Here is a 26,988-nt window from a genome sequence, read left to right on the forward strand (position 1 = left end):
TAAGCACCATTGCCTTTTAAATATTGAATAGTTCCAGTCCAATAGTAACAACATATACCTACATATTCTTTTTTCTCAAAATCAATACGGCCAGAGAAAGGTAGAAATATGCTTTTCCCATTTTTTTACTTTTAAATATTGCACCATTAATGTTTTTGTATGTTGTTACTTTATATGTACAATTTTCAATTAGTTCTTCAAATTCTTTCTTAGTTGGTAATCTCCAATAATTTCCCCATCTTTTTGTTGCTGAATCAAATGATGTTGCCGAGATGGAATCTCCTTTTTCAAGTCCTGCAGATAAAAGTGCTAACCTAACATCAATGTATTTGTTACCTGTAGCACCTTCTGTAAATTCCATATATGAACCATATTTTTGAGGTTCTGAGGTTCCTATATTATACCGTGCCCATTTTACGCTTAATCCTAAGTCTACATATTCATATCCGTTCAATGCTCCTGTCGCTTTTGAAATTTCATCAGAATCAGAACTATTGGTTGAATTATTTTTGCATGTATTTGAACATGTCGTATCACATCCTCCCATGCAATTATTTGCGCAGTTAGAACATGTAGAGGAAGATGACTGGCCTATGCAAGAAGAAGAACAATCAGATGCACATGTTCCAGAACAATCGGCGCAGCCTGTAAAATCTTCATTCTTATCACATCCAACTAATAAAGGTGGAGCTACAATTGCAGCTATAATAGGTAATGTCCCTTTTGCTGCTTTTTTAAAGAACTCCCTTCGATGCAGGAGTTCTTCTTTTTCATTTTTCATGACTAATTGTTAATAACAAATGTTATTATTAATCCATATATGTCTTTTATGCGAAATTACCTACTTGTATTTTTACAACCTCCAGAACAAGTATATCTGCAGCTTGTACAGGCATTTTTACAATCTCCCGTACATGTATATCTGCATCCTTCACAACTGCCTTTGCATGTTCCATAGCATGTTCCTGTGCATCCCATTTCTATTTTATCAGCCTTAGCTAATAATGGTGAATTTGCTAAAACTATTGCACCGATTATAGGCAATACTCCTTTTACCGTTTTTTTAAAAAAGTCTCTACGTGATTGAAGCTCTTCTTGTTTTTTGGTTTTCTCATTCTCCATAATATAAAATATTTTTATAACGCCTTATAAAACTCCCGAAGTCAGGCAAATAATGTAATGTGTAAGATACTAAAAAAAGACGTGGGAGTTTCTACTTATCGCTTATCCCACAGTCAGGCTCTCGCATTGCCTCTCTCTTAGGATAAACAACGCAGTCTGCCCACGTCAAGATATATTGATATTGTATGAAACAGAAACTGTTACATACATATATAATACACTTCACATGAACGTTTCGTTGCAATATCTTCGAAGAGAGTCCAAATTTGCGAGATTTGACTGTTGAAGATAGCGTTTGTAAACGTCCTATATCAGTAAATAACTCATGTTTACCTTATTCGGTTATATGAGTTATTGCAAAATTACATTATTTTTGTTATTTGGCAAATAAAAAGATGAAAAAATATTGAATTTATTAATATTAATGATAAGTATTGACTTAAAATGAACAATTATATTAATTTCATAATTTTTTACTATATAAAAAATATGTGTTGCTTAGAGAATCTTATCTAAGATGGACGTTTCCGTCGTTATATCTTCGAAGAGAATTCTGATTCGCAAGATTTGACTGTCGAAGACAGCGCCCGCAAACGTCCTTGTTGATTTTTTATATATTTATTTTCCTATGAGTATTTTTTTATTGCAAATATATTGTTTTTTAAAGTTTTACCCAAATAAAATAAAGAATAATTATGTTAAAATTAAAAGAATGTTAACATTATGTATACATTTGATTATGTGTTAAATATGAAATGAATAGATAGCTATTTTATGGAATTGTTTTCTTTTATCTTCAACTAACTTGTATTTTTGTATCAACTTTATTTGTAGATATTTTAATGTTTTGATGTTTCTATAGTGTAACTAAATATGTGTAATTCATGTTAAAACGTCAGTTGGTTGTTGTCGTGTGAAAGTTGGAATATAGAGAATTTTTAGTGCTTATTATTGGATCAGTTATGCAATTTATGGCGTTTTGGGTGCTAGAATGATGGGTCTTTAGATGCAGAAGGCGTGATGTTGTGCGTTATTATGCTGTTTTTGGCGAGGTAGATGGGTGAGTTTCTTATCAAAAGTGGCAGGGTTTTTAACCGTTACTCTATGAGTTACGACCCAAAAGTGGGCGAGTAATGTTTTTTAACAGTATGAGATTTTTGCACAAAATTATTGATATATGCATATCGTGTTGGTATAAAGATAATTACAGATGCACACGAAAAATGGCTGTTTTTCGTGCCTGATTGCGATTTTTCGGGAAGAATGTGGTTATTGATGCTTACGAAAAATCACAATGTAAGCAAATGATTGTGTTTGCTTGCATTGTGATTTGTGCGGATAAAGATGTTGTCTGGGAACTCTTACCCTTATTAATCAGCTTTCGTGGTTAATGGATTTTGCCGATGTTCTTGCCGTGCGAGTAAGCGTGAGCGGCAATTTCGCCGATAATCTTTTCTGCCATTTCGGCGTCTATCGTGCCGCCTTCGGGCAGGCGTGTGTAGTTGGCGTCGTGCTCATCCTGCTGCTCCAGACGGCCGCACAACAGCAGTTCGAAGTTGCGCTTATATTCGTTCACCATGGCCTGATAGAAGTCTTCAGTGCGGCAGGCAAAGCGGACAAGCTCCATGTCGCTGGTTCCGGGTTTCATAAACTCGCGCAGCTGCTGCTCCATCTCCTCTGTTGCGAAGTTGAGGCGCATCAGGGCAAAGAATGCCTCACGATTGAAATAGCGCGAAATGTGCTCATAGTGGTTGAGCATGGTTTTCTTTACGTTTATCGGCTCAAAGCCGTTCTGGATGTCGGTGCCGTGCTGCGACTCTATTATTCCGGTGACGAAGTATTTGAAGAAACTTCTCACCACGGCAGCCAGCACGATGTCTTTGCTGATCTGTTTCATATCTTGTCATTGTTATTGTTGTCGTTATCTTGCAGCGCAGCCTTTATGTTGCGCATCAGTCCGTCGTATTTGGCACGCTTTACGGCGCTGCCTTTGAAGAGCCGGCGATAGTCGTCCACGGTCAGTGATGTCCATTTTTCACGTGTCATGTTGAGCAGTTCTTCGCGCGGGCGGAGCTGCTCTTCAGTTGTGCCCTGCGCAAACCTGTTCCACGGGCAGGCGTCCTGGCAGCGGTCGCAGCCGTAGATGCAGTTGTCCATCTTGCAGGCATATTCCTGCGGAATGTCGTCTCGGTTCTCTATGGTCAGGTAAGAGAGGCAGCGGTCTGAGCTGAACTCTGTGCGCCGGCTGTCGTCTGTCAGATGCAGGGCGCCGGTGGGGCAGGCGTCTGTGCAGGCGTGACAGTTGCCGCAACGTGAGGGCAGGGGAGTGTCGTATTCAAGTTCTGCATCGACAAACAGCTCTCCGAGGAAGAACATGCTGCCGGCATGGGGGATTATAAGCTGATGGTTGCGCCCAATCCAACCCAGTCCGGCCTTCATCGCCCAATAGCGTTCGAGCACCGGAGCTGTGTCGCAGAAGGCGCGGAAGGTGGGGATTTGAGAATTGAGAATTGAAAATTGAAAATTTTGATTACTCTTTTGGTTGTGGACGGGTAGGTTATTTGGGGCGCTGCCGAGTGAGGATTGTGAGGCGGCATTTGCGCTGCATGGTTTGTCTGCTTTGGGGAGTGTTGCCGCCAGTGTGGCGTTGTTGTCTGTGCGTTCAGTTAGTCCGAGTGTTGAGGCCAGCTTGCGCAGCTTGTCTTTCATTATGTAATGATAGTCTTGGCCCAGGGCATAGGCGGCGAGCTGTGGCTCGTCGGCGGGTATGCGGCTTGACGGAGCGTAGCTGAGCGCAACGCAGACGATGCTCTTTACGCCGGGCATGAGCAGCTGCGGGTTGAGCCTTTTGTCAGTATTGGCAGACATATAGTCCATGCCAGCATGGCCCTTACGTCCGAGCCATGCAGCGAATCTTGCTGCCTCTTCGGCTTCAACTGGCTCAGCCTTGGCTATGCCACAAGCAAAAAAGCCGAGGTTGCGTGCCTCGGCTTTTATCGTTTCACTCGAAAGTTTTAAACTCATATCCCTGTTCTTTTAGCCATTTCAGTGCCTCCGGCAGAGCGTATCTCAGTTTGTCGATGCTCTTCAGCGAGTCGTGAAACGTGATGATAGAGCCGTTGCGCGTGTATCGCTTCACGTTTTTCAGCACGTCTTCGGCAGTAAGCCATTTGCTGTAGTCGCGTGTAACGAGGTCCCACATCACGATGCGGTATTTGCGCCCCAGCCAAAAATACTGTTCCCACAGCATCCACCCGTGCGGCGGTCTGAACAGATGCGCGTTGATAAGGCGGTTTGCCTTTTCGGTGTTTGCGCTGTAGGCTTTGGTAGAGTGCTTAAAGCCGCCCCAGTGGTTGTATGTGTGGTTGCCCACCTGATGGCCGGCTTCGACGATTTGCCTGAACAGCTCGGGGTGCTTGCTTACGTTTTCTCCAACCATGAAAAATGTGGCGTGAGCCCCATATTCGGCCAAGGTCTTCAGGATAAACGGCGTTGATTCGGGTATAGGCCCGTCGTCGAAGGTGAGGTATACCGCCTTCTCGTTCTTGTCCATTCTCCATGTTGCCCTCGGGTAGAGCCAACGTAGCCATTTGGCCGGCTGTTCTATAATCATCTTTTTTCTTTTTCTTTCTGATGTTAAGTTTATTCAAATTTATAATTGAGAGTCGCGAATGGAGAAATTAAGCTAGACGTAAGCCAATTATGATTTGCCTTTAGAGGCATTCTCTCGTATATTCCTTCAAGCCAACTCTTTGACAGTTGGCTTAAAGGTCGTGAGAGCATCATAATTATCCATTCTCAACTCTCAATTATCAATTATAAATTATTCTTCGCCCATCAGTCGTCCGCCTTTGCTCTGATATGTGGCAGCATCGGCGTTAAACTGCTTCATGAGGCTCTCTGCCCATTTGTTGTCTATCATGTGGGCTATGTCGATGCAAGAGTTCATGACGTAGAGGTGCATCATGCAGTCTTGCTGCGACTGCATAAAGCGGCTTCCGCTGAGCGAGTTGTACCAAACCATATATTGGTGTGCGTTCTTGAACACTGAGTTGATGGCCTCCTTAGCCTTGGCCTTGTTGCCCAGCAGGGCGTAAGCCTTGGCTATGTCGATACCACCGCTGAGATAGTTCATCGGCACATTGTATGCCGGTATGACTTTCTCTGCATATGCCAGGGCCTTGGCTGCCTTGTCTTTCTTGCCCTCCTGTATCAGGTTGAGCGCAAGCTGTGCAAAGAGACGTCTGTGAGTGTAGCACATGCGCATCACTGTTTCGTCGAGATAGATGCCCTTCTTGTCGAGACCGCCGAACTTGAAGCGTGTCATGAGGTTGGTGTAAACACGCTCTGTGTCGAAGTTCTTCATGCCCGGAGCATTTGTCGTGAACGGTGTGATGCGGTTAGCCAGACCTTCCTGTATGAAGTTGTCGCCAAGGTTCATATAGTTTTCCTGACCAACAGTGATAGCCACGTAGACAGGACGTGTCCAGTTGCACTGTGAAATCATCTCGAGCATCATCAGGTCGCCTTTGTAAAGAGCGTTCTTGCCTTTGAGCGAGATGATCATCTGATCAGGTATAGAGTCGCTCGCCATCATCATGCCGCTCTTTCTTACGGCCTCTTTGTCAATGGTCAGATACAGCGTGTCGGTAGGTATGACGTGCATGTCGTCCTTGCCGTCGCGTACCCAATGCTTGAGGACGTTCTTTACTTCAAACGGATTGTCGCCCAATGTGGCCTTTGCCTCCTTCGGGTTGGTCTTATAGAAGTCGAGAATCTGCTGCTTAAGTTCGGGTACAACCTCAACATACTCGTTGGTGCCTGAGCAGTAGTCGAGTCGCGGCCATGTGATAGGCACAGAAGGAGAGTTGTAAGCCTGGCGGCACATCTGATCGATATACCAGTCGGTCTGCAGATAGCTCAGGTTGCAGACGCGTGCGTCTGTCCTTGCTCCCTCAACTTCCTGATTATACCAGAGCGGGAATGTGTCGTTGTCTCCGTTTGTGAATATAATCGGGTTGCCCTTGTCCTGCATAGACATCAGATAGTTCTGTCCGAAGTCGCGGCATGTGTAGCGTCCGCTGCGGTCGTGGTCGTCCCATGTCTGGCTTGCCATCTGTATAGGAACGAGCAGGCAGAGGATAGACACTATTGCAGACACGGCAGTGCCGTTGATGTTGAGTCGCTTCAGAAGATCGATGATGGCTGCAACGCCAATACCGCACCAGATGGCAAAAGCATAGAACGAGCCTGCATACGCATAGTCGCGCTCACGCGGCTGCATAGGTGTCTGGTTAAGATATATGACGATGGCCAGACCTGTCATGAAGAACAGGAAGAACACTACCCAGAACTGGCGTATGCCACGCTGTCCGCGGTAAGCCTGCCAGAACAGACCGATGAGACCGAGCAGCAGCGGCAGACAATAGAACACGTTGTGTCCCTTGTTGTCCTTCAGGTCATCAGGCAGCTTGCTCTGGTCGCCCAGGCGCCAGTTGTCGAAGAACGGAATACCAGAAATCCAGTTGCCGTGCTCAAGTTCGCCATTGCCCTGAATGTCGTTCTGACGTCCGGCAAAGTTCCACATGAAGTAGCGCCAGTACATGAAGTTGCACTGATAAGACAGGAAGAAGCGTATGTTCTCTATCTGTGTAGGCATCTTCACGGTTATAGGCTCGCCGCAGCGGTCGTAAGGCACCTGTGTGCCGTCAACTCCGCCCATCCAGCTCTCGTATGCACTAGCGTGTGCGGCATCCCACATACGCGGGAACACCATGTTCTGTGCATAGATGTAGTCGGTTTTATAGCGAACTATGAAGTAAGAGTCTTTTTCGTCGGCAGAAGCTTTCTCCTTGCGCTGATATATAGGTGCGCCCTGCTTCATGCGCGGCTTGCAGTATTCGCCGTCGCGGTCAAACTGCACCTGAGAGGTGTAAGCCTGTCCGAAGAGCAGCGGGCTGTCGCCATACTGGTCGCGGCTGAGGTAGCTTCCCAGCGTGAAGATGTCCTCGGGAGAGTTCTGGTCCATAGGCGGGTTGGCCGAAGACCTGATGACGATGAGGGCATAGCTTGAATATCCGATCATAAGCATAAGCATGCACAGCAGAGCTGTGTGCTTGATGCGTGAGCTTACGAGCAGCTCCTTGCCGCGCTTCCATTTGAGTACGAACCACAGGGCTGCAAGAACTATTACGCCGATGATGAAGGCAGATATGCCGAAACCGTAGAACGGCACGCCGAGCATGGCAACAGAGAGCAGGAACGAAATGTTCTCGCGCTTCTGGTTCTTGTTGTTGTAGCTCTCATAGATAGCCCATATGACGATGGCCACGAGCAGTATGATGTAGATAATCTCGCCGGTGTTGAACGGGCAGCCCAGCACGTTGACAAAGAACAGCTCGAACCATCCGCCAACCTTGATGATGCCCGGAACCACGCCGTAGAGGATGGCTGCAACAAGCACAAACGATATGAAGAGGGCTATGAGAGAACCCTTGAGGTTGGCATTGGGGAACTTGCGGTAATAGAACACCAGGACAATGGCCGGAAGACAAAGGAGGTTGAGCAGGTGGACACCGATACTCAGTCCGGTCATGTAGGTGATAAGCACCAGCCAGCGGTCGCTGTGAGGCTCGTCGGCATGGTCTTCCCATTTTAGTATGAGCCAGAACACAATGGCCGTGAACGCTGAAGAGTAGGCATAAACCTCACCCTCAACGGCACTGAACCAGAATGTGTCGCTGAATGTATATATCAATGCTCCCACAAGACCGCTGGCTTCAATGGCAATGAGCTTGCCTGTTGTCAGCTGGCTCCAGTCTTTCAGAATAAGTTTGCGTGTCAGGTGTGTTATGGTCCAGAAGAGGAACATAATACATGTTGCGCTGAGAAGTGCGCTCATAGTGTTCACCATGAGGGCCACTTGCGACGGATCGCTGGCAAACTGAGAGAACAGATTGGCTGTGAGCATGAAGAAAGGTGCACCGGGCGGGTGACCGATTTCTAACTTATACCCTGTTGTAATAAACTCCGGACAGTCCCAGAAACTGGCTGTCGGCTCAATGGTGCTACAATATACGAAGGCTGCAATAAAAAAAGCTAACCAGCCTAGAATATTGTCCACTAATTTAAATTGTTTCATTGAATATAACTGTTTTTTATGAATTTCAATTTTCAATAAAATACGTGCAAAGATAATGTAAATCAGAGATAAAACAAAATAAATTAATTTGTTTTAATATTATCTTGAGTTTGTGTAACTGCCTAAGGCATAACATGTTGTGTGGCTTTTGGCCCTCTGCCGCATCTCGCGGCATGTCAATATGTGCTGTGTATGCTTTATAGTTGTGTGCGTAACTTTTTGATATTCAATGTATTATCATATATGCACCGCAGCTTTAGGCTACACGAAAATTTCAACGCCGTAGATGATGAGCGCATATCGCAGAAATTTTCCGATTATAACGCTTATGACGGTTATGGCAACATTAGAGCGCATCAGGCCGAGTACTATTGTTATGCCTTCGCCGATGATCGGAAGAAAGGAGAAAAAGCCCATCCATGCGCCACGGCCGGCCATGAACCGTTTGGCTCTGTCGAGTTCTTTTTTGTTCACGTGCAGGTATTTTTCAATCCAGTCTATGCGTCCGAGCATGCCGATGCCATAGTTGAGCATGCTTCCGAGCACGTTGCCTATTGTGCCGTAAATAACCAGCTGCCACGGGTCGAGTCCGGCAGCAAGAAGCGCAAGCATAACCACCTCGCTGCTCAAGGGGAATATGCTGCCCGCAAGGAATGCAGAAATCAGCATTCCTACATATCCGTAGTTTGTCAGAATTTCTATCAGGGAATCCATAAGTTATATGCTGTTAGTGCTAAGGTACCTGCTGTCAGGCAGCAGAACGTGATGTTTGTCAGCTTTGTATTTGTCAGTGCTATATAGTGGGCTGCCAGTATGCTCGTGCTTATTGTCATTATGCTTAACAGCGGCTTTATGTGCTGCGGTTGTAATATTATAAAGACAAAGGTTATGGCGGTCATTGTTATGAGAATCTCATAAATCATCCTGGTTCTTATCTTGTCCTTATAGCTGTTGCGCAGAAAATGGAAGCTGCCTATTGCAGCGATAATCGTGATGTAAGCAAAAGTAGCTATTATGTGATAATTGCTGAAGTCAAACTGGAATGGCGATGCAAACTGAGCTATCGACTCTATGTGGGCGAGCAGAAGGTCGGCCGTGCCGTTGAAGATGAAATATCCCGACAGAAACCAGTATGGCGCTGTTATGCCGATGAGTGACGCCAGGAGCGAACGCATGCTGAACGACATGAGGTTGGCACGCATCATTATCCATAGGAATGGTACGAAGTATAATATCTGAATGAAAAAGATGCTGGCAATGCCGATGAAGAAAAATGCATAGAACACCAAGCCTTGCGAGCGCTTGTTCTGATAGCATTTGAACAGAATAAGATATGTGGCAACAATACAAAACTGGACGACCCACACGTCTGTGGAATCGAAAAGAAAAGCAGACATGAGCGTAAGTGCCATAAACGAACAGGAAACCATACGGCTGTAGATGCGTATGAGCGAGTTGCTGTTGTTGAGTTCGACCATCAAATAGGCAGAAAGTCCGAACAACAGGAAATGAAGATACAGCTGATTTGCGATAAGGCCGCCTGCCAGCCATATCATAATTGAATAAACTGCCGTCACCGGCAGTGCGAAGCGGCTTCCCGCTATTTTGTTCTGTAATCTTTTTACCACTTCTGAAAACCTTAAATTCTTTAATTATAATGGAAATATATGTTCCAATAAGAACACCTTATTATAATAGAAGATGGTGTGACAAAATATTGTTAAAGGATGCTTCCGTTATTTGTTAACAGTCTTCCCTTGTAACTAAGGCAGATTTAAAGCTGTTTTAACGGGCTGTTTCTATTTGTTTCTGCTCATCGGGCACGAACTTATTTCAGCCTTTTCCTGTAACTACATATTTTGACACACCGTCTTGACCTTCAATGTTACCTTCCGTCTAGAGGTCTTGTCCTATATCGCTGCGGAAGTATTTGTCCTTAAACTCAATCTTCTGAGCTTCTTCAAACGATTTCTTCAAGGCTTCTTCCTTGTCTTTTCCGTAAGAGCTTACTGCTATCACGCGTCCGCCTGCCGTGACGATATTGCCGTCTTTGATGGCAGTACCGGAGTGGAACACGATGCTTCCTTCAACTTTGTCAATGCCGCTGATGGTGTAGCCCTTGGCATATTTCTCGGGATATCCGCCGCTTACAAGCATTACGCATACGGCTGCACGCTCGTCGAATTCAATTTCACGCTTGTCGAGATCGCCGTTGGCCACGCCTTCAAAGAGGTCTACGATGTCGCTCTTCAGACGCAGCATCACGCTCTCAGTCTCTGGGTCGCCCATGCGGCAGTTGTATTCGATAACCATCGGGTCGCCGTTGACGTTGATAAGACCGAAGAAGATGAAGCCCTTATAGTCGATGCCTTCTGCTGCAAGTCCGTCTACGGTCGGGCGGATTATGCGGTCTTCAACCTTCTGCATCCATTCTTTTGTTGCGAAGGGCACAGGAGTTACGCTGCCCATTCCGCCGGTGTTGAGGCCTGTGTCGTGTTCGCCTATGCGCTTGTAGTCTTTTGCCTCAGGCAGGATCTTATAGTTCTTGCCGTCTGTCAGTACAAATACTGAGCATTCGATACCGCTCAGGAACTCTTCGATTACAACATTTGCCGATGCGTTGCCGAACATTCCGTCGAGCATTTCCTTGAATTCTTTCTTGGCTTCTTCAAGTGTCGGAACAATAAGAACACCCTTGCCGGCACACAAGCCGTCAGCCTTTAGAACATAAGGAGGCTGGAGCGTTTCGAGAAATTTCAGTCCTTCCTCAATGTTTGTGCCGTTGAATGTCTGGTATCTTGCTGTCGGTATGTTGTGGCGCTGCATGAATCCCTTGGCAAAATCTTTTGATCCTTCAAGAACAGCTCCCTGCTTTGACGGACCGATGACGGGGATGTTGGCTGTGCGTGCATCATTCTTGAATTCATCATAGATGCCTTTTACCAGGGGATCTTCCGGTCCTACAACAACCATGTTGATGCCTTTCTCTACGGCAAAGTCCTTCAGTGATCCGAAGTTGTCAGCCTTTATGTCAACATTCTCGCCTACATTGGCTGTTCCGGCATTGCCCGGAGCAATATATAGTTTCTCAACTTTGTCGCTTTGAGCTATTTTCCATGCCAGTGCATGTTCGCGGCCGCCTCCGCCCAATAATAATATCTTCATTTTTATGATAAGATTTGTTTATCGTTTTTACTTTAGATAATCCTCAAAATATTGTGTTATTCTTTCATGCAGGTGTACGCTTTGATGACCCATCATGTTGTGTCCCTCGCCGGGATATACAAAGAAGTCGGGCTGCGTGCCTGCCTCGATGCAAGCCTTAAGGAATGAGATGGCATGTTGCGGAACTACAGTCGGGTCGACAGTGCCTATTATTATCTGCAGTTTGCCTTTCAGGTTCTTTGCTTTGTTTATCAGGCTTGTTTCTGCATAACCTTCAGGGTTGGCCTGCGGTGTGTCCATATAACGCTCGCCGTACATCACTTCATACCATTTCCAGTCGATTACCGGACCGCCTGCAACGCCTACTTTAAATACGTCGGGGTAGGTTGTCATGAGCGATGTTGTCATGAATCCGCCGAAACTCCAGCCGTGAACTCCCATGCGTGTGGTGTCTACATAAGCAAGGCTCTTCAGATATTCTACACCTTTGAGCTGGTCTTTCATCTCCTCTACGCCAAGGTGGCGGAATGTTGCCTGCTCAAAGTCGCGTCCGCGGTCGCACGAACCTCTGTTGTCGAGGATGAAGAGCAGATAGCCCTTCTGAGCCATATATGTTTCCCAGCTGCGGCTCGCATAGTGCCAGCGTGCCTCCACGTTGCGTATGCCGGGGCCTCCGTAAACGTATACAACGGTAGGATATTTCTTGTTAGGATCAAAGCCTATCGGCTTCACCATTCTGTAATACAGGTCTGTGGTGCCGTCGGCAGCCTTGATGGTTCCACAAGAATACTCTGGTACATTGTAGCCTTTCCATGGGTCGGCAGCTGTAAAATAGTTGACGTTTTTAGCGTCGCCTGTGCTTACAATGTTTATCTTGCGCGGCACATCTGGTTCGCTGTAGTTGTCATAAAGATATTTTCCGGTGCTTGACAGAATCATCTCACAATGTCCTCCTGCGCCGCGTGTTGAAGCGTGGAAGCCTTTGCCGTTGTCAAGCAGAGTGCGCTTGCCGGTCTCTATGTTAACCATATAAAGGTTGTTCTGGATGGGGCTGCATTCTGTTGAAAGTATGATTGCACTTTTCTTCGACTCGTTGAATCCTACGAGTTCAAGTACAAGCCATTTGCCGCTTGTTATCTGCTTGAGCTGCTCGCCTTTGGTATTGAACAGATACAGATGGTTGTATCCGTCTTTCTCACTCTGCAGTATGAACTTGCTGTCGTCCCAAGGCAAGAATGTGATAGGAGTTACCGGATGAACATATTTGTCGTTATGTTCCTTATAGAGAGTCTCGAGCTTGTTGCCTGTTGTTGCGTCATAGCTTACGAGCGCCATGTCTGTCTGGTCGCGGTTAAGCTCTATCATATAAACTTTCTTGCAGTCGGGGCTCCATGCTATGTTTGTGAAATAGCGGTCTGTTGGGTCGCCTGCTTTCAGATATATTGTCTTTCCTGTCTTCAGGTTATAAACGCCCACTGTAACCTTATGGCTTGTTTCGCCCGCCATAGGATATTTTATTGGCGTTTCGGTGGCAATGCGTGTGTCGATGTTAACGAGCGGATAGTCGGCAACCATGCTCTGATCCATGCGGTAGAAAGCCAGACTCTGTCCGTCGGGACTCCAGAATGTGCCTTTATATATTCCGAATTCATCGCGGTGTACGCTCTGTCCGTAAACAATCTCCCTGCTTCCGTCGGTTGTCAGCTGAGTGGTTTTGCCTTCGCCGTCGGTAACAAACAGGTTGTCATCCTTTACAAAAGCAACAGCTCTTGATGCGGCGTTCCATTCTGCGTTGCTTTCGCCTTCGCAGCTTTGGCGCCATACAACCTTTTTCGACTTGAAGTCGATGAGCATGCGCTCTTTCTTGCCGTTGATCAGTACGAGTGATTTTTCGGGATAGGGGAATGAGGCATAGAACAGGTGACGGATTTTGGTGCTGTCGTCTGTTCCTGCCCATTTGTTGATGTCGTCAACAGTAAACATCACGGTCTCTTTGCCGGTTTTCTTGTTGACCAGGCTGCATTCTTCCGTGTCTGTTCTCACGAGTTGGTCACCCCACCATGTAAGATACCTGTTCTTAGGCACCATGTTATGGTAGTTCTTGCCGCCGAAGTTAAGGTCTTCGAGCGTAAACTGCTTCTGGGCATTTACAGCTGTTGTTGTTAGCATCATCAGTAATGAAAATAAACCCAATTTGGCTAAAGCCGCAATATTCTTATGTTTCATAATCAAAACGTTTTACGGTGATCGCGTTTGCCTTTGTTGTCTTTATAGCCTTTTCCACCTTTGCGTCCGCCCCTGTCGCCGTTGTCGTCGAAGTTGCGGCCCTTGCGCTTGTCGTAGCTAAAATCCTTATGGTCGTCAAAGTCTCTGCGCTCACGGCCGCCTTTTCTGCGCTCGCGTCCGCCGTCGCCGCTGTCTTTGAACGAAATCTTGTGGAATTTGAACGTGCGGATGTCGCCTTCCTCGTTGTCATCTTCCTCTTCAATGCGCTTCTTGAACTCGCGGTTTTTCTTGAAGCGGTGCTTGTCGGCCATGGCGCGTTTCTCTTCTTCGGTCTTCAGGATGTTTCCTTCGCTTCTGAAGTCTTTCAGCTTGCCGTCAAATATCTGATATTTACGGAATTCGCACTCAAGCGAACCGTTGTAGAGAGGTATCTTTATTGATGGTTTCAGGCCTATCTGGTCAAAGCACTCCTCGCGATAGCTGAGCACCCATGCATCGTTCTCCTTAAACTGATGTTTCAGTATTTCGCCTATAGTGCGGTAAGTTCCCAGCAGGTCTGGTGTAGATATTCTTTCACCATAAGGCGGGTTTGTCACCATTATAGCCTTTTCAGCAGGCTGCTTAAAGTTCTTTATGTCAGCCTGTTCTATGGTTATGCATTTTGTCATGCCGGCAGCCTTGACGTTTAGGCGCGCCTTTGTAACGGCTGCAAGGTCGATGTCATAGCCATATATGTGGTGAGTAAATTCGCGCTCATTAGAGTCGTCGTTGTAAATTTGGTCGAAAAGGTCGCGGTCAAAGTCGGGCCATTTCTCGAAGGCATATTCCTTTCTGAACAGACCGGGGGCCATGTTGTGGGCTATCAGGGCAGCCTCTATGGGCAGAGTTCCCGATCCGCACATCGGGTCAACAAAGTCTGTTTCGCCTCTCCAGCCGGTCATAAGAATCATTCCGGCAGCGAGAACCTCATTGAGAGGAGCCTCGACAGACTCCTGTCTGTATCCTCTTCTGTGAAGACTTTCACCACTCGAGTCGAGCGACAGCGTACACTGGTCTTCGGCGATGTGCATGTTCAGGCGAATGTCCGGGTTGGCCACTGATATGTTAGGACGCTTTCCGAATTTTTCGCGGAACTGGTCTACTATGGCATCTTTCACCTTGTAAGACACAAATTTTGAATGTCTGAATTCCTCAGAGAACACAACCGAGTCAACCGAGAAACTCTTTTTCAGGTCGAGATACTGTGTCCAGTCTATTTTCTTTATTTCGTCATACACCTTGTCGGCCGTGTCTGCCTTGAAGTGTGCAATAGGTTTCAAAATTCTTATTGCCGTGTGCAACTGAAAGTTAGCCCGATACATCATTTCCTTGTTACCGGTGAACGACACCATGCGTCGTCCTGTCTGCACATTGTTAGCTCCAAGCTCTGTCAGCTCCTGTGCCAAAACGGGCTCCAGACCCATGAACGTTTTGGCGATGAGTTCAAATTCTTGTTCCATTATAAAGGTTTTTCTTTGTTATTTTGCGAGTGGTTGTTTTATTGGGTTAATTTGATTTTTTATATTTCCTTTTTTGCAGTTCTATGTCTTTTGGGCTACGAAGCACAGGCCTGCTGCAATCTGGTCTGACAGCAACTTGTGCAGCCGCTCTATGTTAATTCCGATATGATATGTGATTGTTCTGATATTTACCGTCGGCTTCCCATAATATCCGGGACACAAGATAGAACGCGAAAGCTCTATGATTTCTTTAAGCGTCTTGCCTGAAGGAAGCCGATCCCCGTCACGATGCCGGTGAAATAATTCCTTATGAGATTCCGGCTTTGACAGTCGTTCTGTTGTCGTGGTGAGAATCTTCGTTAAATTATCAGTGCTCATGCAATTTTTATATCTATAATTTCTGCAAAATTAATTCATTTATAATTAAAAGCCAAATTTTTTTACTTTTATTCCGTTTGACTTTTTCATATCTGTTATATGATGTTGCATGTGGCTTGTCCGTGCGGTTTCGCGGCATGTGGCGTCATGCTGTTTAGCTTTTGTTTTTATATGTTTTGACATTGGCAGGCATACAACTTGTCGGGCCGGCTTTGTCAAAAAACAGCCAAATTTGTTTTGTTCTGCTCTCAACTTGCATTATCTTTGCATGTCGAAAAGCGATGCCTATGCTTAATGTGGCATACTGTTGCATGGTTTTCAGGCTTGTTTTTGTTTTTTATTCTTATTATTTTCAGATGATATGGATTGGATACACGGCATAATAGAGCATACTCAGTTTCCTTTGTTGACGGCGTTTTTGCTTGGTCTTATAGTGGCACTTCACCCCTGTCCGCTTGCCACCAACATTGCAGCCATGGGCTATATTGCGCGCGATGTGGCTAACCGTCGCCGAGTGTTTCTTAACGGACTTTTCTACACCTTCGGCCGGATGATTGCCTATTCGGTGCTTGGCATGGTGCTTATCGTTGTTTTGCGCAACGGTGCCGACATGCTGTCGCTGGGCCACTGGTTCAGCGAGTGGGGCGAGCGTCTGCTGGCTCCGGTGCTCATAGTCATCGGATTATATTTCATGCTCGGCCATCTGATCCACCGCCATGAGCATTGTCCCAATGTGCATTCACGCGGACATCGCTTCCATGGGGCCGGAGGCAGCATGGCTCTGGGGCTTCTTCTTGCCCTGTCGTTCTGTCCTGAGAGTGCCGTGGTTTATTTCGGCATGCTCATGCCTCTTTCTGTCGAGTCGCACGGCGGATTCATGCTGCCCGTGGTCTTTTCTGTTGCCACAGCCATACCTACGGTGCTTATGGCTTGGGCCGTGGCTTACGGCCTTGCCGGCTTGTCGGCCATGAAGGAGCGCATGCATGTTCTTCAGCGCTGGGTCAGTGTCGGCGTGGGCGTCCTGTTTATCGGGGCAGGAGTGTTCTGCCTGTTCTTCTGATGCCTTCTGGCTGTCGGTTTTTCCGGTGTCAGCGTGTTTGGTTTCCTTCAAAGCTTATGTTTACATGCTCAAAGCCCATTGCCTTCAGCATCTGCGTAAACTGCCTTTTGGCGTTGTCCTGTGCGTTTTCTATATTTTCTTTTGTAAGGCATCTTGCCTTCATTTTTGCATAGGCGCGCTTATACATGTCGGCCCTGTCCTTGTCGCTCCATGAGCCCGACTCGAAGAACGATTTTGTGCGGGCTTCGTCTATGAAGTTCTCATCGAGCAGCTTTATCTTCGGCAGGGTTATCACGAGCGTGTCTTTGTCGACTTTTATCCAGTCGGCCTTGGCTTCGCTCATGTCGAATCCGAGGCGCAGTGTGCCGTAGTATATTCGTATCAGCTCGTCGTCCTTAAAGAAGCCTTTCCTCACGGTGTCTATCATTTCCTCGTTTTCAATAGACAGAAACTCCCATTCGCCTATCTCTTTCATCGCCAGCACCTGTGTCGGCGTTATGTCGATCTTGTCGTCTACGTATACTGTGGCCTCGTTGCCCCTGCACGACCTGACAAGATATGCCGACGCAATGATGGCTACAAGGATGACGATGAATATTATAGATAGCTTCAGGCGTCCTATCATCAGCCACATGCTGGCCCATTTGCTCCTTTTGCGGCGGTAGTTATTATTGAATTCTTCCATTTTCGATAGTGTTATTTTCAAGAATCATCGGCAGGTCGCTGTCGGTGAATTTCTTTCTGAACGTTATGGTTATGTTCTCCTCCTTGTATCCCATTTTGGTTATCATTGGTATCAGGGCATGCGCTGCGCTCTCCTTGGCCATGTCGAGTATGCCCAGCCGCGGTATGCTGCTGATTATCGCCGCCCGTCCCTGTTTCTCGTAGTTGGCCATTTCGGCGTCGCTGAAGTTCGACCTTATCAGCGACACGTGCTTCTTTATCTCGTTGTGGTCAATGCGGCTTCCGGTCAGCTCAACCTTCGGGTCGGGCAGTATTATCTCTATCTTGTCGCCGTTGCGCCTTACGTTCTTTTCAGAGAAGTTGCCGAAGTCGATATATGCCTTCAGCGTGGCGTCTATCGGTATGGCTATCTTTCTCGTCGTGAGCGGCACGGAGAAGTCGAACTTCTGCTGCAGGAACGAGCCTTTCAGCTTCACCTGGTCGTCGTGCGTTACAATCTTGTGCACCTGATATTCAGCCGTGTACAGCTTGGCGCATTTCTTTATCTGCATCACCATGACAGGTATGGTGTCTATCTTTTCGGCTTCTCTTTTCACGGGCTTTCTGTCTGTGCATGCCGTAAGCATCATTGCCGCGAGTGCCAGATATAATATTATTGTTTTCATACTTGATTACAAAGTTAATCAAAAAAGTTATAATTACGGCGTCATTCAACCGTTATTTTTTTGCGTCTTTTATATTATTTTGATGTTAAAGCCCGTTTGTTTTTCTCATTGTGTAACAGTCAAATCAAATTTAAGGCTCGTTTAATTATTTTTATTTTGTTCTTCGTGCTATTTGCATTATCTTTGCACGAGTAATTCTTAAAATACTGAAATGAAATTAACGCACACATTGATTTTTATGGCGCTGATGTCGGTCGCCGCCGTGTCTTGCAGCGAGAAGAAACAACCGAGCAACATCATTGCCCATAAACCTGTAAAGAAGGCGCCCTCAGCTCCTGTGAAGATGCAGAATTCTGATTATGAGGATGCCGTGAGTTGGATAGGAAGTTCTTATAATGTCAAGATAAGCCGCAGGTCAGACACCGGTCTGCCGCTGATTGTAGACGACAGCGGTAACAAGTATTACGACAACGTGATAACGCTGAGCGTCGTACGCCCTGACGGGTCAGAGTTTTTCAACCGCAAGTTCACCAAGTCTGATTTCTCGTCATATATCGGTGAAGAGTATGCCAAGAAGAGCGCCTTGCTCGGCATCGTGCTTGAGAAGGCAGACGGCGACAATCTGAAATTCGCAGCCAGTGTGGGTGCCCCCGACGTGCTCAGCGACGACTATGTGCCGCTCATCATCACTATTTCGCGTACAGGAGGAGTGAGCATTCAGAAAGACTTGCGCATCGACTCTAACAGCGATCAGCCCGACTATGAGGATGAAGGTGTATAGACTGTTGTAACATATTGATAATCAGTAGATTGTAAAAGGCCGTCTTTTAGCTCCTAAAAGACGGCCTTTTACATGCCGAAAGCATACCTTTTGCAGTGTGAAAGATATGCTTTTGTATTTTTGCAGAATATGTATGCCGGTCTGATTGGCTATTTCCGCTGTCTGAACTCATGCGGAGTTATGTCGGTTATACGCTTGAAGAACTTGCAGAAGAAGCTCGGGTTGGGGAAGTTTAGCTCCTCGGCTATCTGCGCTATCGGCGTGTTGCCGTATCTCAGCATTATCTTTGCGTTGGTTATCAGCGCGCGGTCTATCCATTCTTTTGCAGTTATTCCGCTCGTCTCCTTAATCACAACGCCGAGATAGCGCGGCGTTACGCACATCTTGTCGGCATAGAACGACAGCGCGTGCTCCTTCTTGTTGTAGGTGCTCACCAGCTGTATAAACCTGTCGAACATCTCCCTGTTATGGGGTTTGTTGTGTTCGTCGGTGTCGTTGTGCTTGTTTTTCAGAAACTTATAGTAGTGGATCAGCGAATATATTATCCCGTCTATAGTTTCGTCAGGACAGTCTTTCTGGCGTGCAATCTCCCATGCCGACAGAAACATCCTGTCGGCAATGTTTATGTCGCTCTGTCCTGGTGTGGCCACAAAGTTATAGGCGTTGCGGTTGTATTCGCCCGGAATTTTTCCGCTGAACACCATGTTCATCTTCTCGTTGCTTATCATCATGCCGCACATCTCGAAGTCATCCGAAAAGTGGTTCACCTGTATTATGCTCCCTCTTCCTATGAATGCTATCGAGTTTTTCTCCAGTTTATAGTCTCTCAGGTTTATCGTTATGCTGGCTTCTCCCGCCTTGATAAATCCCAGACGGCAGTCTTCTATAATATAAGGTGTGCCTGTCTGAAGCAGGTTACTGAACAGCTTGTGTCCTGTGCGCAGCATGCCGACGTCGCGGCCTATAATCTGTAGTGCGTTTTTCTGCTCGTCGATATTTCCTAACATGGATTTTATCTCGGAGAATGAAAAACGTTCAGGATACATGTTGTTTGTCTTCATAAAACGTATTTTTTGAGTGCAAAAATAATGAAAATGTGGAATAAAGGCAATAAAATACTCATATCTACACCTTTTTTACGATATTTTAAGTACAAAAGGGACATTTTATAGCTTTATAGGATAATACTTGTAGTGTTATTATTTGCTACCTTTGCACTGTGTTCTTTTAGTAGCCTGTATTGCATTAGTTGCTACATCTTGCAGCGGGCATATTTGTATGAAATATTAATTATATGTGAATAACAGTGATATGAAACGTTTAATTGTTTTTATTGCGTTGGCCTTGTCGTTCGTGTCGGCCTTCTCTCAGATAACGCTCGACGAGTGCAGGGAGCTCGCCCGGGCCAATTATCCGCTCATAAAGCGTTTTCGCCTGGTTGAGCAGAGTCGCTCATTGTCGGTGAGCAATGTCTCCAAGGCATGGCTTCCGCAGGTTTCTCTCAATGCCCGCGCCTCTTATCAGAGCGAGGTTACGCGGCTTCCGGTAGACATACCGGGCGTAGAAATCAGTCCGCTTCCTAAAGACCAGTATGATGTCAGTGTTAATGTCAGTCAGCAGATTTACGACGGCGGCAGCGTCAGTTCGTCTAAGCGGCTTGAAGACGCGCGCAGCGACGTGGAGCGTGAGCAGGTTAACGTGGCCATTTATGATGTCTACGAGCGCATAGATCAGCTTTATTTCGGCATATTGCTCCTTGACGAACAGATAAGGCAGGTAAGGCTTCTGCAAGACGACCTGTCGCTGAGCTATCAGGCTATAAGCGGAATGGTGCGCGGGGGAGTGGCCAACCAGACCGATCTTGACGCCGTTAAGGTGGAGCAGGTGAAGGCCGCTCAGACAGAAACGGGTCTTGTTACGTCGCGTGCCACTTATCTGAAGATGCTCTCAACATTCATCGGCAAGCCGCTATCCGGCAGCGTGAGCCTTGTCCGTCCGGCTGAGTCGGATGTTTCGGGTATGGTCAACAATCGTCCTGAACTCGCCCTTTACAGTGCGCAGAACCGTCTGCTCGACCAGCAGCTCAAGAGTCTCGACACGTATCTGCGCCCGCGTTTAGGTCTGTTCCTGCAGGGCGGTTATGGCAATCCGGCACTTAACATGCTTAAAAACGGCTTTGAGGCTTATTATAAAGTTGGCGCGACGCTTACGTGGAACTTTGGTAGTCTGTATACACGTGCCAACGATAAGCGCAAGATTGAGACCGAAAGACTCAACATACAGGCCGAGCGTGAGGCTTTTCTCTTCAATACCGGCCTGCAGAGCGAGCTGCAGCGCGGCAACATAGAGAGTCTGCGACGCCAGATCAGTCAGGACGACGAGATAATAGCCCTGCGTGAAAACATACGCTCAAAGGCTGATGTCAAGGTGGCAAACGGCACCGAAACCGTCAATGAGATGCTGCGCGACATCAATGCCGTTAGCGAGGCAAGGCTCACAAAGGCCTTTCATGAGATACAGCTTTTACAGGAAATATATAAACTTAAAAACATAAACAACTTTTAGCCGTATGAAAAAGTTTGCATTTATATTCTTGTCCGTGGCCCTTGCGGCATGTTCTTCAGGCAGTTCCGACTATGACGCCACGGGCATGTTTGAGGCCACAGAGGTGATAGTTTCTGCCGAGCAGAACGGCCGCCTGCTCTCGTTCACCGTAGAAGAGGGCGACCGCCTTCAGGCCGGCAGTCAGGTAGGACTAATCGACACCGTTCAGCTCCAGTTGCGCGCCTTGCAGCTCGGCGCCACAAAGGATGTGTATGCCACGCAGCGTCCTGACATAGAGACACAGATAGCAGCCACGCGTCAGGAACTGGCCAAGGCCGAGGCTGAGCAGCGCCGTTATGAGGCTCTGGTGAAGGACAATGCCGCCAACCGCAAGATGCTCGACGATGCAGTGAGCAACGTGCGTGTGCTGCGCCGCCGTCTTGCCGCCCAGCAGTCGTCGCTCGGCAAGAGCACAAGCAGTCTTAACAGTCAGATGACTGCCACAGAGATACAGCGCCGCGAGGTTATCGACCAGTTGCGCAAGTGTCATGTCGTGTCGCCCATCAGCGGCACGGTGCTCGAGAAGTACGCTGAGCAGGGCGAGTATGCCACAACGGGCAAGCCTCTGTTTAAGATAGCCGATGTTGTCGACATGAAACTCCGGGCTTATGTAACAGCCAGTCAGCTCAATTCGATAAAGATAGGGCAGAAAGTCAGGGTGTATGCCGACGAGGGCGATGACAAGCGCCGCGAGTATCAGGGCGTGATAACGTGGATATCAGACAAGGCGGAGTTTACTCCCAAGACTATACAGACCCGCGACGAGCGCTCAAATCTCGTCTACGCTGTGAAGATTTCTGTAAGAAACACCGACGGTCTAATTAAAATAGGAATGTATGGCGACGTCAGGTTCTGATGCCGGGGGTATAGTATGGGCCGACGGTCTCTGCAAGAAATATGGCAAGACCGAGGCTCTCAGTCAGCTCTCATTCAGCGTTGACGAGGGCGAGATATATAGCATCATCGGTCCCGACGGCGCCGGCAAGACCACTCTTTTCCGCATACTAACCACGTTGCTGTTGCCTGATGAGGGCAAGGCTGGCGTAGACGGACTTGATGTTGTGGCCGACTATCGCGACATACGCCGCCGCATAGGCTATATGCCGGGGCGATTCTCGCTCTATCAGGATCTTTCGGTAGAGGAAAATCTAAAGTTCTTTGCATCTGTGTTCAATACTACCGTTGAGGAAAATTATGCCCTTGTGGCTGATATCTACCGTCAGATAGAGCCTTTCAAGGACCGCAGGGCGGGCAAGCTGTCGGGCGGAATGAAACAGAAACTTGCGCTCTGCTGCGCCCTTATCCATGCTCCGCGAGTGCTGTTCCTCGACGAACCTACAACGGGTGTCGACCCTGTGTCGCGCCGGGAATTTTGGACCATGCTGAAAAAACTGCGCGATGAACACGGACTAACCGTGCTTGTGTCAACGCCATACATGGACGAGGCGTCGTGGTGCGACCGCATTTCGCTTATGCAGGGCGGCCGATTTATGCAGACCGACACACCTGTCGGCATTGTTGAGGCTTATGCCGACAGACTGTTTGCTGTCATGGCTGCCGACATGCACGGACTTATGACCGGACTGAAGGCATGTCCGCTCGTTGCCACTTCGTTCTCGTTCGGTGCTGCCTATCATGTTACGCTCGTGCCAGGTGCAACCCCTGACGCCCTGCGCTCGTGGCTCACAGCAAAGGGCTACGCCGAAGTCGGCATAACGGAGATAAGTCCTTCGGTTGAAGACTGCTTTATGGCATTAATGAAAACATCAGAAAAATGACAGACGAAAAAGTTATAATAGCAGAAAACCTCACAAAGCGTTTCGGCAGTTTTGTTGCCACCGATCATATATCTTTCAGCGTAAGACGCGGCGAGATATTCGGATTTCTCGGTGCCAACGGCGCCGGCAAGACCACGGCCATGCGCATGCTCTGCGGACTGAGCCGCCCGTCGGAGGGCAGGGCTGTGGTGGCAGGCTTCGACGTTGCTTCGCAGGCAGAGCAGGTGAAGCGCCACATTGGCTACATGAGTCAGAAGTTTTCGCTCTACGACGACCTGACCGTGGCTGAGAACATGCGACTCTTCGGCGGCATATACGGCATGGGGCGCAGACAGATAGCCGGGCGTACAGCCGGCATGCTTGCCGACTTGGGGCTCGAGGGCGAGCGCAACTCTCTCGTAAAGTCATTGCCGCTCGGCTGGAAACAAAAGCTGGCTTTTGCGCTTGCCATATTCCATGAGCCGGAGATAGTGTTTCTTGATGAGCCTACGGGAGGCGTCGACCCTGTTACCCGGCGCCGCTTCTGGGAGCAGATATATCAGGCTTCCGACCGCGGAATAACTGTGTTTGTCACCACTCACTATATGGACGAGGCCGAATATTGCGACCGAATGTCAATAATGGTAGACGGAAAGATTGAGGCTCTCGACACTCCCGCTGCGCTCAAAAAGAGCTTTGGAGCCGACAGTCTGTATGATGTGTTTTTCAGTCTTGCCCGCAGGGCCAGGCGCACTTAGGGCAGGGCGATGTCAGTATTGTTTTTCGTGTTAATGATAATTATATGATATGAGACGGTTTATTTCTTTTGTCCACAAGGAGTTTTGCCATATCCTGCGCGACTGGCGCACCATGCTTATCCTGCTGGTTTATCCCGTAGTGCTGATAGTGCTGTTCGGATATGCCGTCACCACAGAGGTTAAGAATGTTCGCGTGGCAGTGCTCGACTTGTCTCACGACGCTGTTACATCTAAGATTTGCGGGCATATTGCCGCCAGCCGTTATCTCGTCATGGCAGCCGCGCCTCACAGCCGTCCGGAGGTTGAAACCATGTTCAGGCGCGGCGACATAGATGTGGCGGTGATTTTCGAGAGCGGCTTTGCCGACAATATTCGCCATGGCGGCGATGCCCGTGTGCAGATACTTGCCGACGGCAGTGAGCCTAACCAGGCTGCCGTGCGTGTGCAGTATGTCGAGCAGGTGCTTGCGGCTGCCAAGAGCGATGTCGTGGGAGATGCCGTAGGCCGTGGCTTCACGATAGTTCCCGTTACGCGCATGCTCTACAATCCGCAGCAGAAGAGCGAATACAACTTTGTGCCGGGCGTTATAGGCATGATTCTGTTGCTTATCTGCGCCATGATGAGCAGCATAGCCATCGTGCGCGAGAAGGAGAGCGGCACCATGGAGGTGCTTCTGGCGTCGCCCCTGCCGCCGGCGTGCATCATCCTTGCCAAGCTCGTTCCTTACTTCGTGATATCCTGCATAAACCTTGCGGCAATACTGCTGCTGGCTTTCTATATGCTGCATGTGCCCATGGCGGGCAGCCTGATATGCTTTCTCGGCGTAACGCTGCTCTACATACTCGTGTCGCTCACGCTCGGACTGCTAATCTCTACGCTTGTCAGCACGCAGATTGCGGCCATGATACTGTCGCTGCTGCTCATCGTGCCCACCATATACCTGTCAGGGCTCGTGTTTCCGCTCGAGAGCATGCCGGCAGTTCTGCGCGACATCTCGGCCATTGTTCCGGCGCGGTGGTATATCGACGCGGCGCGCAAGCTGATGATTCAGGGGGCAGATGCCGTTTATGTGGCTGCCGACGCTGCCGTAATGGCTGTCATGGAGGCGGTTTTGCTTGGCGTATCTCTTAAATTGTTTAAAGTAAGATTATAACTGCGTTATGGTGATAAGATATTTGATAGAGAAGGAATTTTTGCAGATCAGGCGCAACGCCATTCTGCCCAGATTGTTTGTCATGCTGCCTCTTGTCCTGCTCATAGTGGTTCCGTTTGCCGCCAATCAAGAGATAAAGAACCTTAAGTTCTGTGTCGTCGACAACGACCACAGCTCTTTTTCGCGGCTCCTTGTGCAGAAGATAGACGCATCGGCATATTTCTCGCTGGCAGACTATTGCGGCAGTCATTCGGCAGCCATGCGCAGCATAGACGGCGGCTGTGCCGACGTGGCTGTTGAGATAGGGCACGACTTTGAGCAGAATCTTGTAAAGACGGGCGTGGCAGACATTAATGTTGAGGCCAACGCCGTCAACGGCATGAAGGGCATGCTGGCTCAGGCATACATGCTTCAGATAATAGCCGACTATGCAGCGCAGCTTGGCGAGGAGCACGGCATTGATGCTTCGGGCGTGAGCCTTGCCGGGGCAGACGTCAGGCCGAGGTTTCTTTATAACGGACAGCTCGACTACAAGATGTTCATGATTCCGGCTGTTATGGCCATGCTTCTCACGCTGCTCATAGGCTTTCTGCCTGCGCTGAACATCGTCGGCGAGAAGGAGAGCGGCACGATAGAGCAAATAAACGTAACGCCGGTAGGACGGTTTAGTTTTATCTTCTCCAAACTGATACCTTACTGGCTCATAGGTCTGTTCATGCTTGCGTGGTCGGTGTTTCTTGCGTGGCTCATCTACGGAATGCTCCCGGCAGGCAGCATCCTGTTGCTGTTTCTCTATGCCACATTGTTTCTGCTCATCGTGTCGAGTCTTGGACTCATTGTGTCCAACTATTCTTCCACCATGCAGCAGGCGGCCCTGCTTATGTTCTTTTTCCTCGTGATATTCATCCTTATGAGCGGCATGCTTACGCCGGTGTCTGCCATGCCCGAGTGGGCGCAGCTCATCACCTATGTCAATCCGCTGCGCTATTTCATCGAGGTGTTGCGGGCGCTCTATCTTAAAGGCAGCGGCTTTGCCGACCTTCAGATGCAGTTTTTCGCTATGCTGGCTTATGCCGCCGTATCGTGGACATGGGCTATATGCAGCTACAAGAAGAGTGCATAGCCTTTTCAGCGTGGCATGCGGTACCTGGCTTTATCTTTCAGCCGCCGTTCCGCCCTGCCGCTATCGTGTTTGCTGCATCCTTTTATTAAGGCCTTTGGATGTCTCGGCTCGATAGAACAATGGTTGATAAAATCTGTAGAGCAATAAGTATAATACTTTTTCCTAAAAAAACTCGTCACTCGTCACATTTGCTTTTAACATGTTGATTGTCAATATGTTGCAGTGTGACGAGTTGGCGTTTCAACTCGTCACACTGCAGTGAAAATCCCGGTCAGCCAAAGTCACAAAAGGCATTTTGGAGATAAAAATGCCATAATGTGATGAGTTGAAAATCCAACTCGTCACACTCTATCTTGTTGTGTTACAGATATTTATATGCCGATGTGACGAGTGATGAGTTTTTCAGAAAAACTTTTTTGTTTTTCTCCGCATGTGTCCTTTCCTGATTTCGGTTGACTTCACACCGTTTTTTCCCTGATTAAGGTTGATTCCAGTTAAACTTATAATTGTTATTTGTTGACAATGTCATTAAAAATTTTGGTTTAATGCCGTGTTGTGAATATCAGATTTTTATGACATTATCATCATTACCCCACGTTCTTGTCATATTGCTATTTATCCAAACAACGCTCCTTATTTTTCCAATATGCCCCCTTTTGCATTCAGATATACCATGTTTCACATCGCAATATGCCGTCTTTCGCACGGCAAAAGGTGGCATATCGCATTACAATATTATTGTTTATGCGAGTAGTTTTATCAGCTTTATTTGTCGTTAATGCAGTTTTGGTTTTAGTGTTCTTTATAGAAAATAAAAAAGCAGGCTAAATCTAAAGACAGATTTAGCCTGCTTTTCAATAACAATGAGTGTT

The 26,988-nt window shown here is 47.7% G+C and carries 22 protein-coding genes and 1 pseudogene; 8 read left to right on the forward strand and 15 right to left on the reverse strand.

Annotation, left to right across the window (positions count from 1 at the left end):
• Nucleotides 1-58: 58 nt before the first annotated feature.
• The 12 genes and pseudogenes from ACU52_RS07115 to ACU52_RS07170 form a co-directional block, all read right to left on the reverse strand.
• Nucleotides 59-781 (reverse strand): hypothetical protein, encoded by a 723-nt coding sequence (locus ACU52_RS07115; protein ID WP_147630808.1) that lies wholly within the window; start codon nucleotides 779-781, stop codon nucleotides 59-61.
• A 56-nt stretch (nucleotides 782-837) separates the two neighbouring features.
• Nucleotides 838-1,122: a hypothetical protein gene (locus ACU52_RS14725; protein WP_082335199.1), complete on the reverse strand. Its 285-nt coding sequence runs from the start codon at nucleotides 1,120-1,122 to the stop codon at nucleotides 838-840.
• A gap of 1,387 nt (nucleotides 1,123-2,509) precedes the next feature.
• Nucleotides 2,510-3,019 (reverse strand): hypothetical protein, encoded by a 510-nt coding sequence (locus ACU52_RS07125; RefSeq protein WP_053398287.1) that lies wholly within the window; start codon nucleotides 3,017-3,019, stop codon nucleotides 2,510-2,512.
• A complete protein-coding gene (gene queG / locus ACU52_RS07130; protein ID WP_053398288.1) occupies nucleotides 3,016-4,146 on the reverse strand; it encodes a tRNA epoxyqueuosine(34) reductase QueG in 1,131 nt (376 codons plus the stop codon). Before queG ends, ACU52_RS07125 begins: the two co-directional genes overlap by 4 nt.
• A complete protein-coding gene (locus ACU52_RS07135) occupies nucleotides 4,124-4,735 on the reverse strand; it encodes a polysaccharide deacetylase family protein (protein ID WP_021854693.1) in 612 nt (203 codons plus the stop codon). The genes queG and ACU52_RS07135 overlap by 23 nt, the downstream gene beginning before the upstream one ends.
• A gap of 210 nt (nucleotides 4,736-4,945) precedes the next feature.
• On the reverse strand, nucleotides 4,946-8,263 hold the full coding sequence (locus ACU52_RS07140; RefSeq protein ID WP_053398289.1) for a DUF2723 domain-containing protein: 3,318 nt from the start codon (nucleotides 8,261-8,263) through the stop codon (nucleotides 4,946-4,948).
• A 261-nt stretch (nucleotides 8,264-8,524) separates the two neighbouring features.
• Entirely contained in the window at nucleotides 8,525-8,977 is a 453-nt protein-coding gene (locus ACU52_RS07145; protein ID WP_053398290.1) for a YqaA family protein, read from the reverse strand.
• A complete protein-coding gene (locus ACU52_RS07150; RefSeq protein ID WP_053398291.1) occupies nucleotides 8,965-9,891 on the reverse strand; it encodes a hypothetical protein in 927 nt (308 codons plus the stop codon). Before ACU52_RS07150 ends, ACU52_RS07145 begins: the two co-directional genes overlap by 13 nt.
• A gap of 268 nt (nucleotides 9,892-10,159) precedes the next feature.
• Nucleotides 10,160-11,428 carry a phosphoribosylamine--glycine ligase gene (gene purD, locus ACU52_RS07155; RefSeq protein ID WP_053398292.1) on the reverse strand — a complete coding sequence of 423 codons (1,269 nt, stop codon included), beginning with the start codon at nucleotides 11,426-11,428 and terminating at the stop codon, nucleotides 10,160-10,162.
• Nucleotides 11,429-11,455: 27 nt separating this feature from the next.
• Nucleotides 11,456-13,654, reverse strand: coding sequence for a S9 family peptidase (locus ACU52_RS07160; RefSeq protein ID WP_082335200.1), 2,199 nt, complete (start codon nucleotides 13,652-13,654; stop codon nucleotides 11,456-11,458).
• Between the two features lie 2 nt (nucleotides 13,655-13,656).
• On the reverse strand, nucleotides 13,657-15,153 hold the full coding sequence (locus ACU52_RS07165; RefSeq protein ID WP_021854700.1) for a THUMP domain-containing class I SAM-dependent RNA methyltransferase: 1,497 nt from the start codon (nucleotides 15,151-15,153) through the stop codon (nucleotides 13,657-13,659).
• A gap of 99 nt (nucleotides 15,154-15,252) precedes the next feature.
• A pseudogene (locus ACU52_RS07170) lies at nucleotides 15,253-15,531 on the reverse strand (serine acetyltransferase); the annotation flags it as partial.
• A 361-nt stretch (nucleotides 15,532-15,892) separates the two neighbouring features.
• Between ACU52_RS07170 and ACU52_RS07175 the strand changes: the two are divergent.
• Entirely contained in the window at nucleotides 15,893-16,591 is a 699-nt protein-coding gene (locus tag ACU52_RS07175; RefSeq protein ID WP_021854704.1) for an aromatic aminobenezylarsenical efflux permease ArsG family transporter, read from the forward strand.
• 28 nt (nucleotides 16,592-16,619) lie between these two features.
• Here ACU52_RS07175 and ACU52_RS07180 read toward each other — a convergent pair whose 3' ends face one another.
• The gene (locus tag ACU52_RS07180) at nucleotides 16,620-17,276 is read right to left on the reverse strand and encodes a DUF4230 domain-containing protein (protein WP_053398294.1); all 657 of its coding nucleotides are present in this window, start codon (nucleotides 17,274-17,276) and stop codon (nucleotides 16,620-16,622) included.
• Nucleotides 17,260-17,940 (reverse strand): DUF4230 domain-containing protein, encoded by a 681-nt coding sequence (locus ACU52_RS07185; protein ID WP_021854706.1) that lies wholly within the window; start codon nucleotides 17,938-17,940, stop codon nucleotides 17,260-17,262. Before ACU52_RS07185 ends, ACU52_RS07180 begins: the two co-directional genes overlap by 17 nt.
• A gap of 211 nt (nucleotides 17,941-18,151) precedes the next feature.
• Here ACU52_RS07185 and ACU52_RS07190 point away from each other — a divergent pair, with 211 nt between their 5' ends.
• The gene (locus ACU52_RS07190; RefSeq protein ID WP_082335201.1) at nucleotides 18,152-18,721 is read left to right on the forward strand and encodes a DUF4738 domain-containing protein; all 570 of its coding nucleotides are present in this window, start codon (nucleotides 18,152-18,154) and stop codon (nucleotides 18,719-18,721) included.
• 149 nt (nucleotides 18,722-18,870) lie between these two features.
• Here the strand turns inward: ACU52_RS07190 and ACU52_RS07195 are convergent, their stop codons facing one another.
• On the reverse strand, nucleotides 18,871-19,782 hold the full coding sequence (locus tag ACU52_RS07195; protein ID WP_053398295.1) for an AraC family transcriptional regulator: 912 nt from the start codon (nucleotides 19,780-19,782) through the stop codon (nucleotides 18,871-18,873).
• A gap of 250 nt (nucleotides 19,783-20,032) precedes the next feature.
• Between ACU52_RS07195 and ACU52_RS07200 the strand changes: the two genes are divergently transcribed.
• From ACU52_RS07200 to ACU52_RS07225, 6 genes are read left to right on the forward strand one after another with little or no spacing between them, the layout of a single operon-like run.
• Nucleotides 20,033-21,286: a TolC family protein gene (locus ACU52_RS07200; RefSeq protein ID WP_053398313.1), complete on the forward strand. Its 1,254-nt coding sequence runs from the start codon at nucleotides 20,033-20,035 to the stop codon at nucleotides 21,284-21,286.
• Nucleotides 21,287-21,290: 4 nt separating this feature from the next.
• Nucleotides 21,291-22,181, forward strand: coding sequence for an HlyD family secretion protein (locus ACU52_RS07205; protein ID WP_053398296.1), 891 nt, complete (start codon nucleotides 21,291-21,293; stop codon nucleotides 22,179-22,181).
• Nucleotides 22,162-23,103, forward strand: coding sequence for an ABC transporter ATP-binding protein (locus ACU52_RS07210; protein WP_053398297.1), 942 nt, complete (start codon nucleotides 22,162-22,164; stop codon nucleotides 23,101-23,103). Before ACU52_RS07205 ends, ACU52_RS07210 begins: the two co-directional genes overlap by 20 nt.
• Nucleotides 23,100-23,840 carry an ABC transporter ATP-binding protein gene (locus ACU52_RS07215; RefSeq protein WP_082335202.1) on the forward strand — a complete coding sequence of 247 codons (741 nt, stop codon included), beginning with the start codon at nucleotides 23,100-23,102 and terminating at the stop codon, nucleotides 23,838-23,840. Before ACU52_RS07210 ends, ACU52_RS07215 begins: the two co-directional genes overlap by 4 nt.
• Before the next feature lie 49 nt (nucleotides 23,841-23,889).
• The gene (locus ACU52_RS07220) at nucleotides 23,890-24,993 is read left to right on the forward strand and encodes an ABC transporter permease (protein ID WP_053398298.1); all 1,104 of its coding nucleotides are present in this window, start codon (nucleotides 23,890-23,892) and stop codon (nucleotides 24,991-24,993) included.
• 10 nt (nucleotides 24,994-25,003) lie between these two features.
• On the forward strand, nucleotides 25,004-26,116 hold the full coding sequence (locus ACU52_RS07225) for an ABC transporter permease (RefSeq protein WP_053398314.1): 1,113 nt from the start codon (nucleotides 25,004-25,006) through the stop codon (nucleotides 26,114-26,116).
• Nucleotides 26,117-26,988: the final 872 nt, after the last annotated feature.

Source organism: Xylanibacter rarus (assembly GCF_001275135.1).
Taxonomy (GTDB): domain Bacteria; phylum Bacteroidota; class Bacteroidia; order Bacteroidales; family Bacteroidaceae; genus Prevotella; species Prevotella rara.

Coding starts and splice junctions, on each gene's coding strand:
- ACU52_RS07165 (WP_021854700.1), bottom strand. CDS start 15,153: ATGGAACAAGAATTTGAACTCATCGCCAAAACGTTCATGGGTCTGGAG.
- queG (WP_053398288.1), bottom strand. CDS start 4,146: ATGAGTTTAAAACTTTCGAGTGAAACGATAAAAGCCGAGGCACGCAAC.
- ACU52_RS07180 (WP_053398294.1), bottom strand. CDS start 17,276: ATGGAAGAATTCAATAATAACTACCGCCGCAAAAGGAGCAAATGGGCC.
- ACU52_RS07145 (WP_053398290.1), bottom strand. CDS start 8,977: ATGGATTCCCTGATAGAAATTCTGACAAACTACGGATATGTAGGAATG.
- purD (WP_053398292.1), bottom strand. CDS start 11,428: ATGAAGATATTATTATTGGGCGGAGGCGGCCGCGAACATGCACTGGCA.
- ACU52_RS07185 (WP_021854706.1), bottom strand. CDS start 17,940: ATGAAAACAATAATATTATATCTGGCACTCGCGGCAATGATGCTTACG.
- ACU52_RS07205 (WP_053398296.1), top strand. CDS start 21,291: ATGAAAAAGTTTGCATTTATATTCTTGTCCGTGGCCCTTGCGGCATGT.
- ACU52_RS07125 (WP_053398287.1), bottom strand. CDS start 3,019: ATGAAACAGATCAGCAAAGACATCGTGCTGGCTGCCGTGGTGAGAAGT.
- ACU52_RS07140 (WP_053398289.1), bottom strand. CDS start 8,263: ATGAAACAATTTAAATTAGTGGACAATATTCTAGGCTGGTTAGCTTTT.
- ACU52_RS14725 (WP_082335199.1), bottom strand. CDS start 1,122: ATGGAGAATGAGAAAACCAAAAAACAAGAAGAGCTTCAATCACGTAGA.
- ACU52_RS07220 (WP_053398298.1), top strand. CDS start 23,890: ATGAGACGGTTTATTTCTTTTGTCCACAAGGAGTTTTGCCATATCCTG.
- ACU52_RS07135 (WP_021854693.1), bottom strand. CDS start 4,735: ATGATTATAGAACAGCCGGCCAAATGGCTACGTTGGCTCTACCCGAGG.
- ACU52_RS07175 (WP_021854704.1), top strand. CDS start 15,893: ATGGATTGGATACACGGCATAATAGAGCATACTCAGTTTCCTTTGTTG.
- ACU52_RS07160 (WP_082335200.1), bottom strand. CDS start 13,654: ATGAAACATAAGAATATTGCGGCTTTAGCCAAATTGGGTTTATTTTCA.
- ACU52_RS07195 (WP_053398295.1), bottom strand. CDS start 19,782: ATGAAGACAAACAACATGTATCCTGAACGTTTTTCATTCTCCGAGATA.
- ACU52_RS07115 (WP_147630808.1), bottom strand. CDS start 781: ATGAAAAATGAAAAAGAAGAACTCCTGCATCGAAGGGAGTTCTTTAAA.
- ACU52_RS07210 (WP_053398297.1), top strand. CDS start 22,162: ATGGCGACGTCAGGTTCTGATGCCGGGGGTATAGTATGGGCCGACGGT.
- ACU52_RS07215 (WP_082335202.1), top strand. CDS start 23,100: ATGACAGACGAAAAAGTTATAATAGCAGAAAACCTCACAAAGCGTTTC.
- ACU52_RS07200 (WP_053398313.1), top strand. CDS start 20,033: ATGAAACGTTTAATTGTTTTTATTGCGTTGGCCTTGTCGTTCGTGTCG.
- ACU52_RS07190 (WP_082335201.1), top strand. CDS start 18,152: ATGAAATTAACGCACACATTGATTTTTATGGCGCTGATGTCGGTCGCC.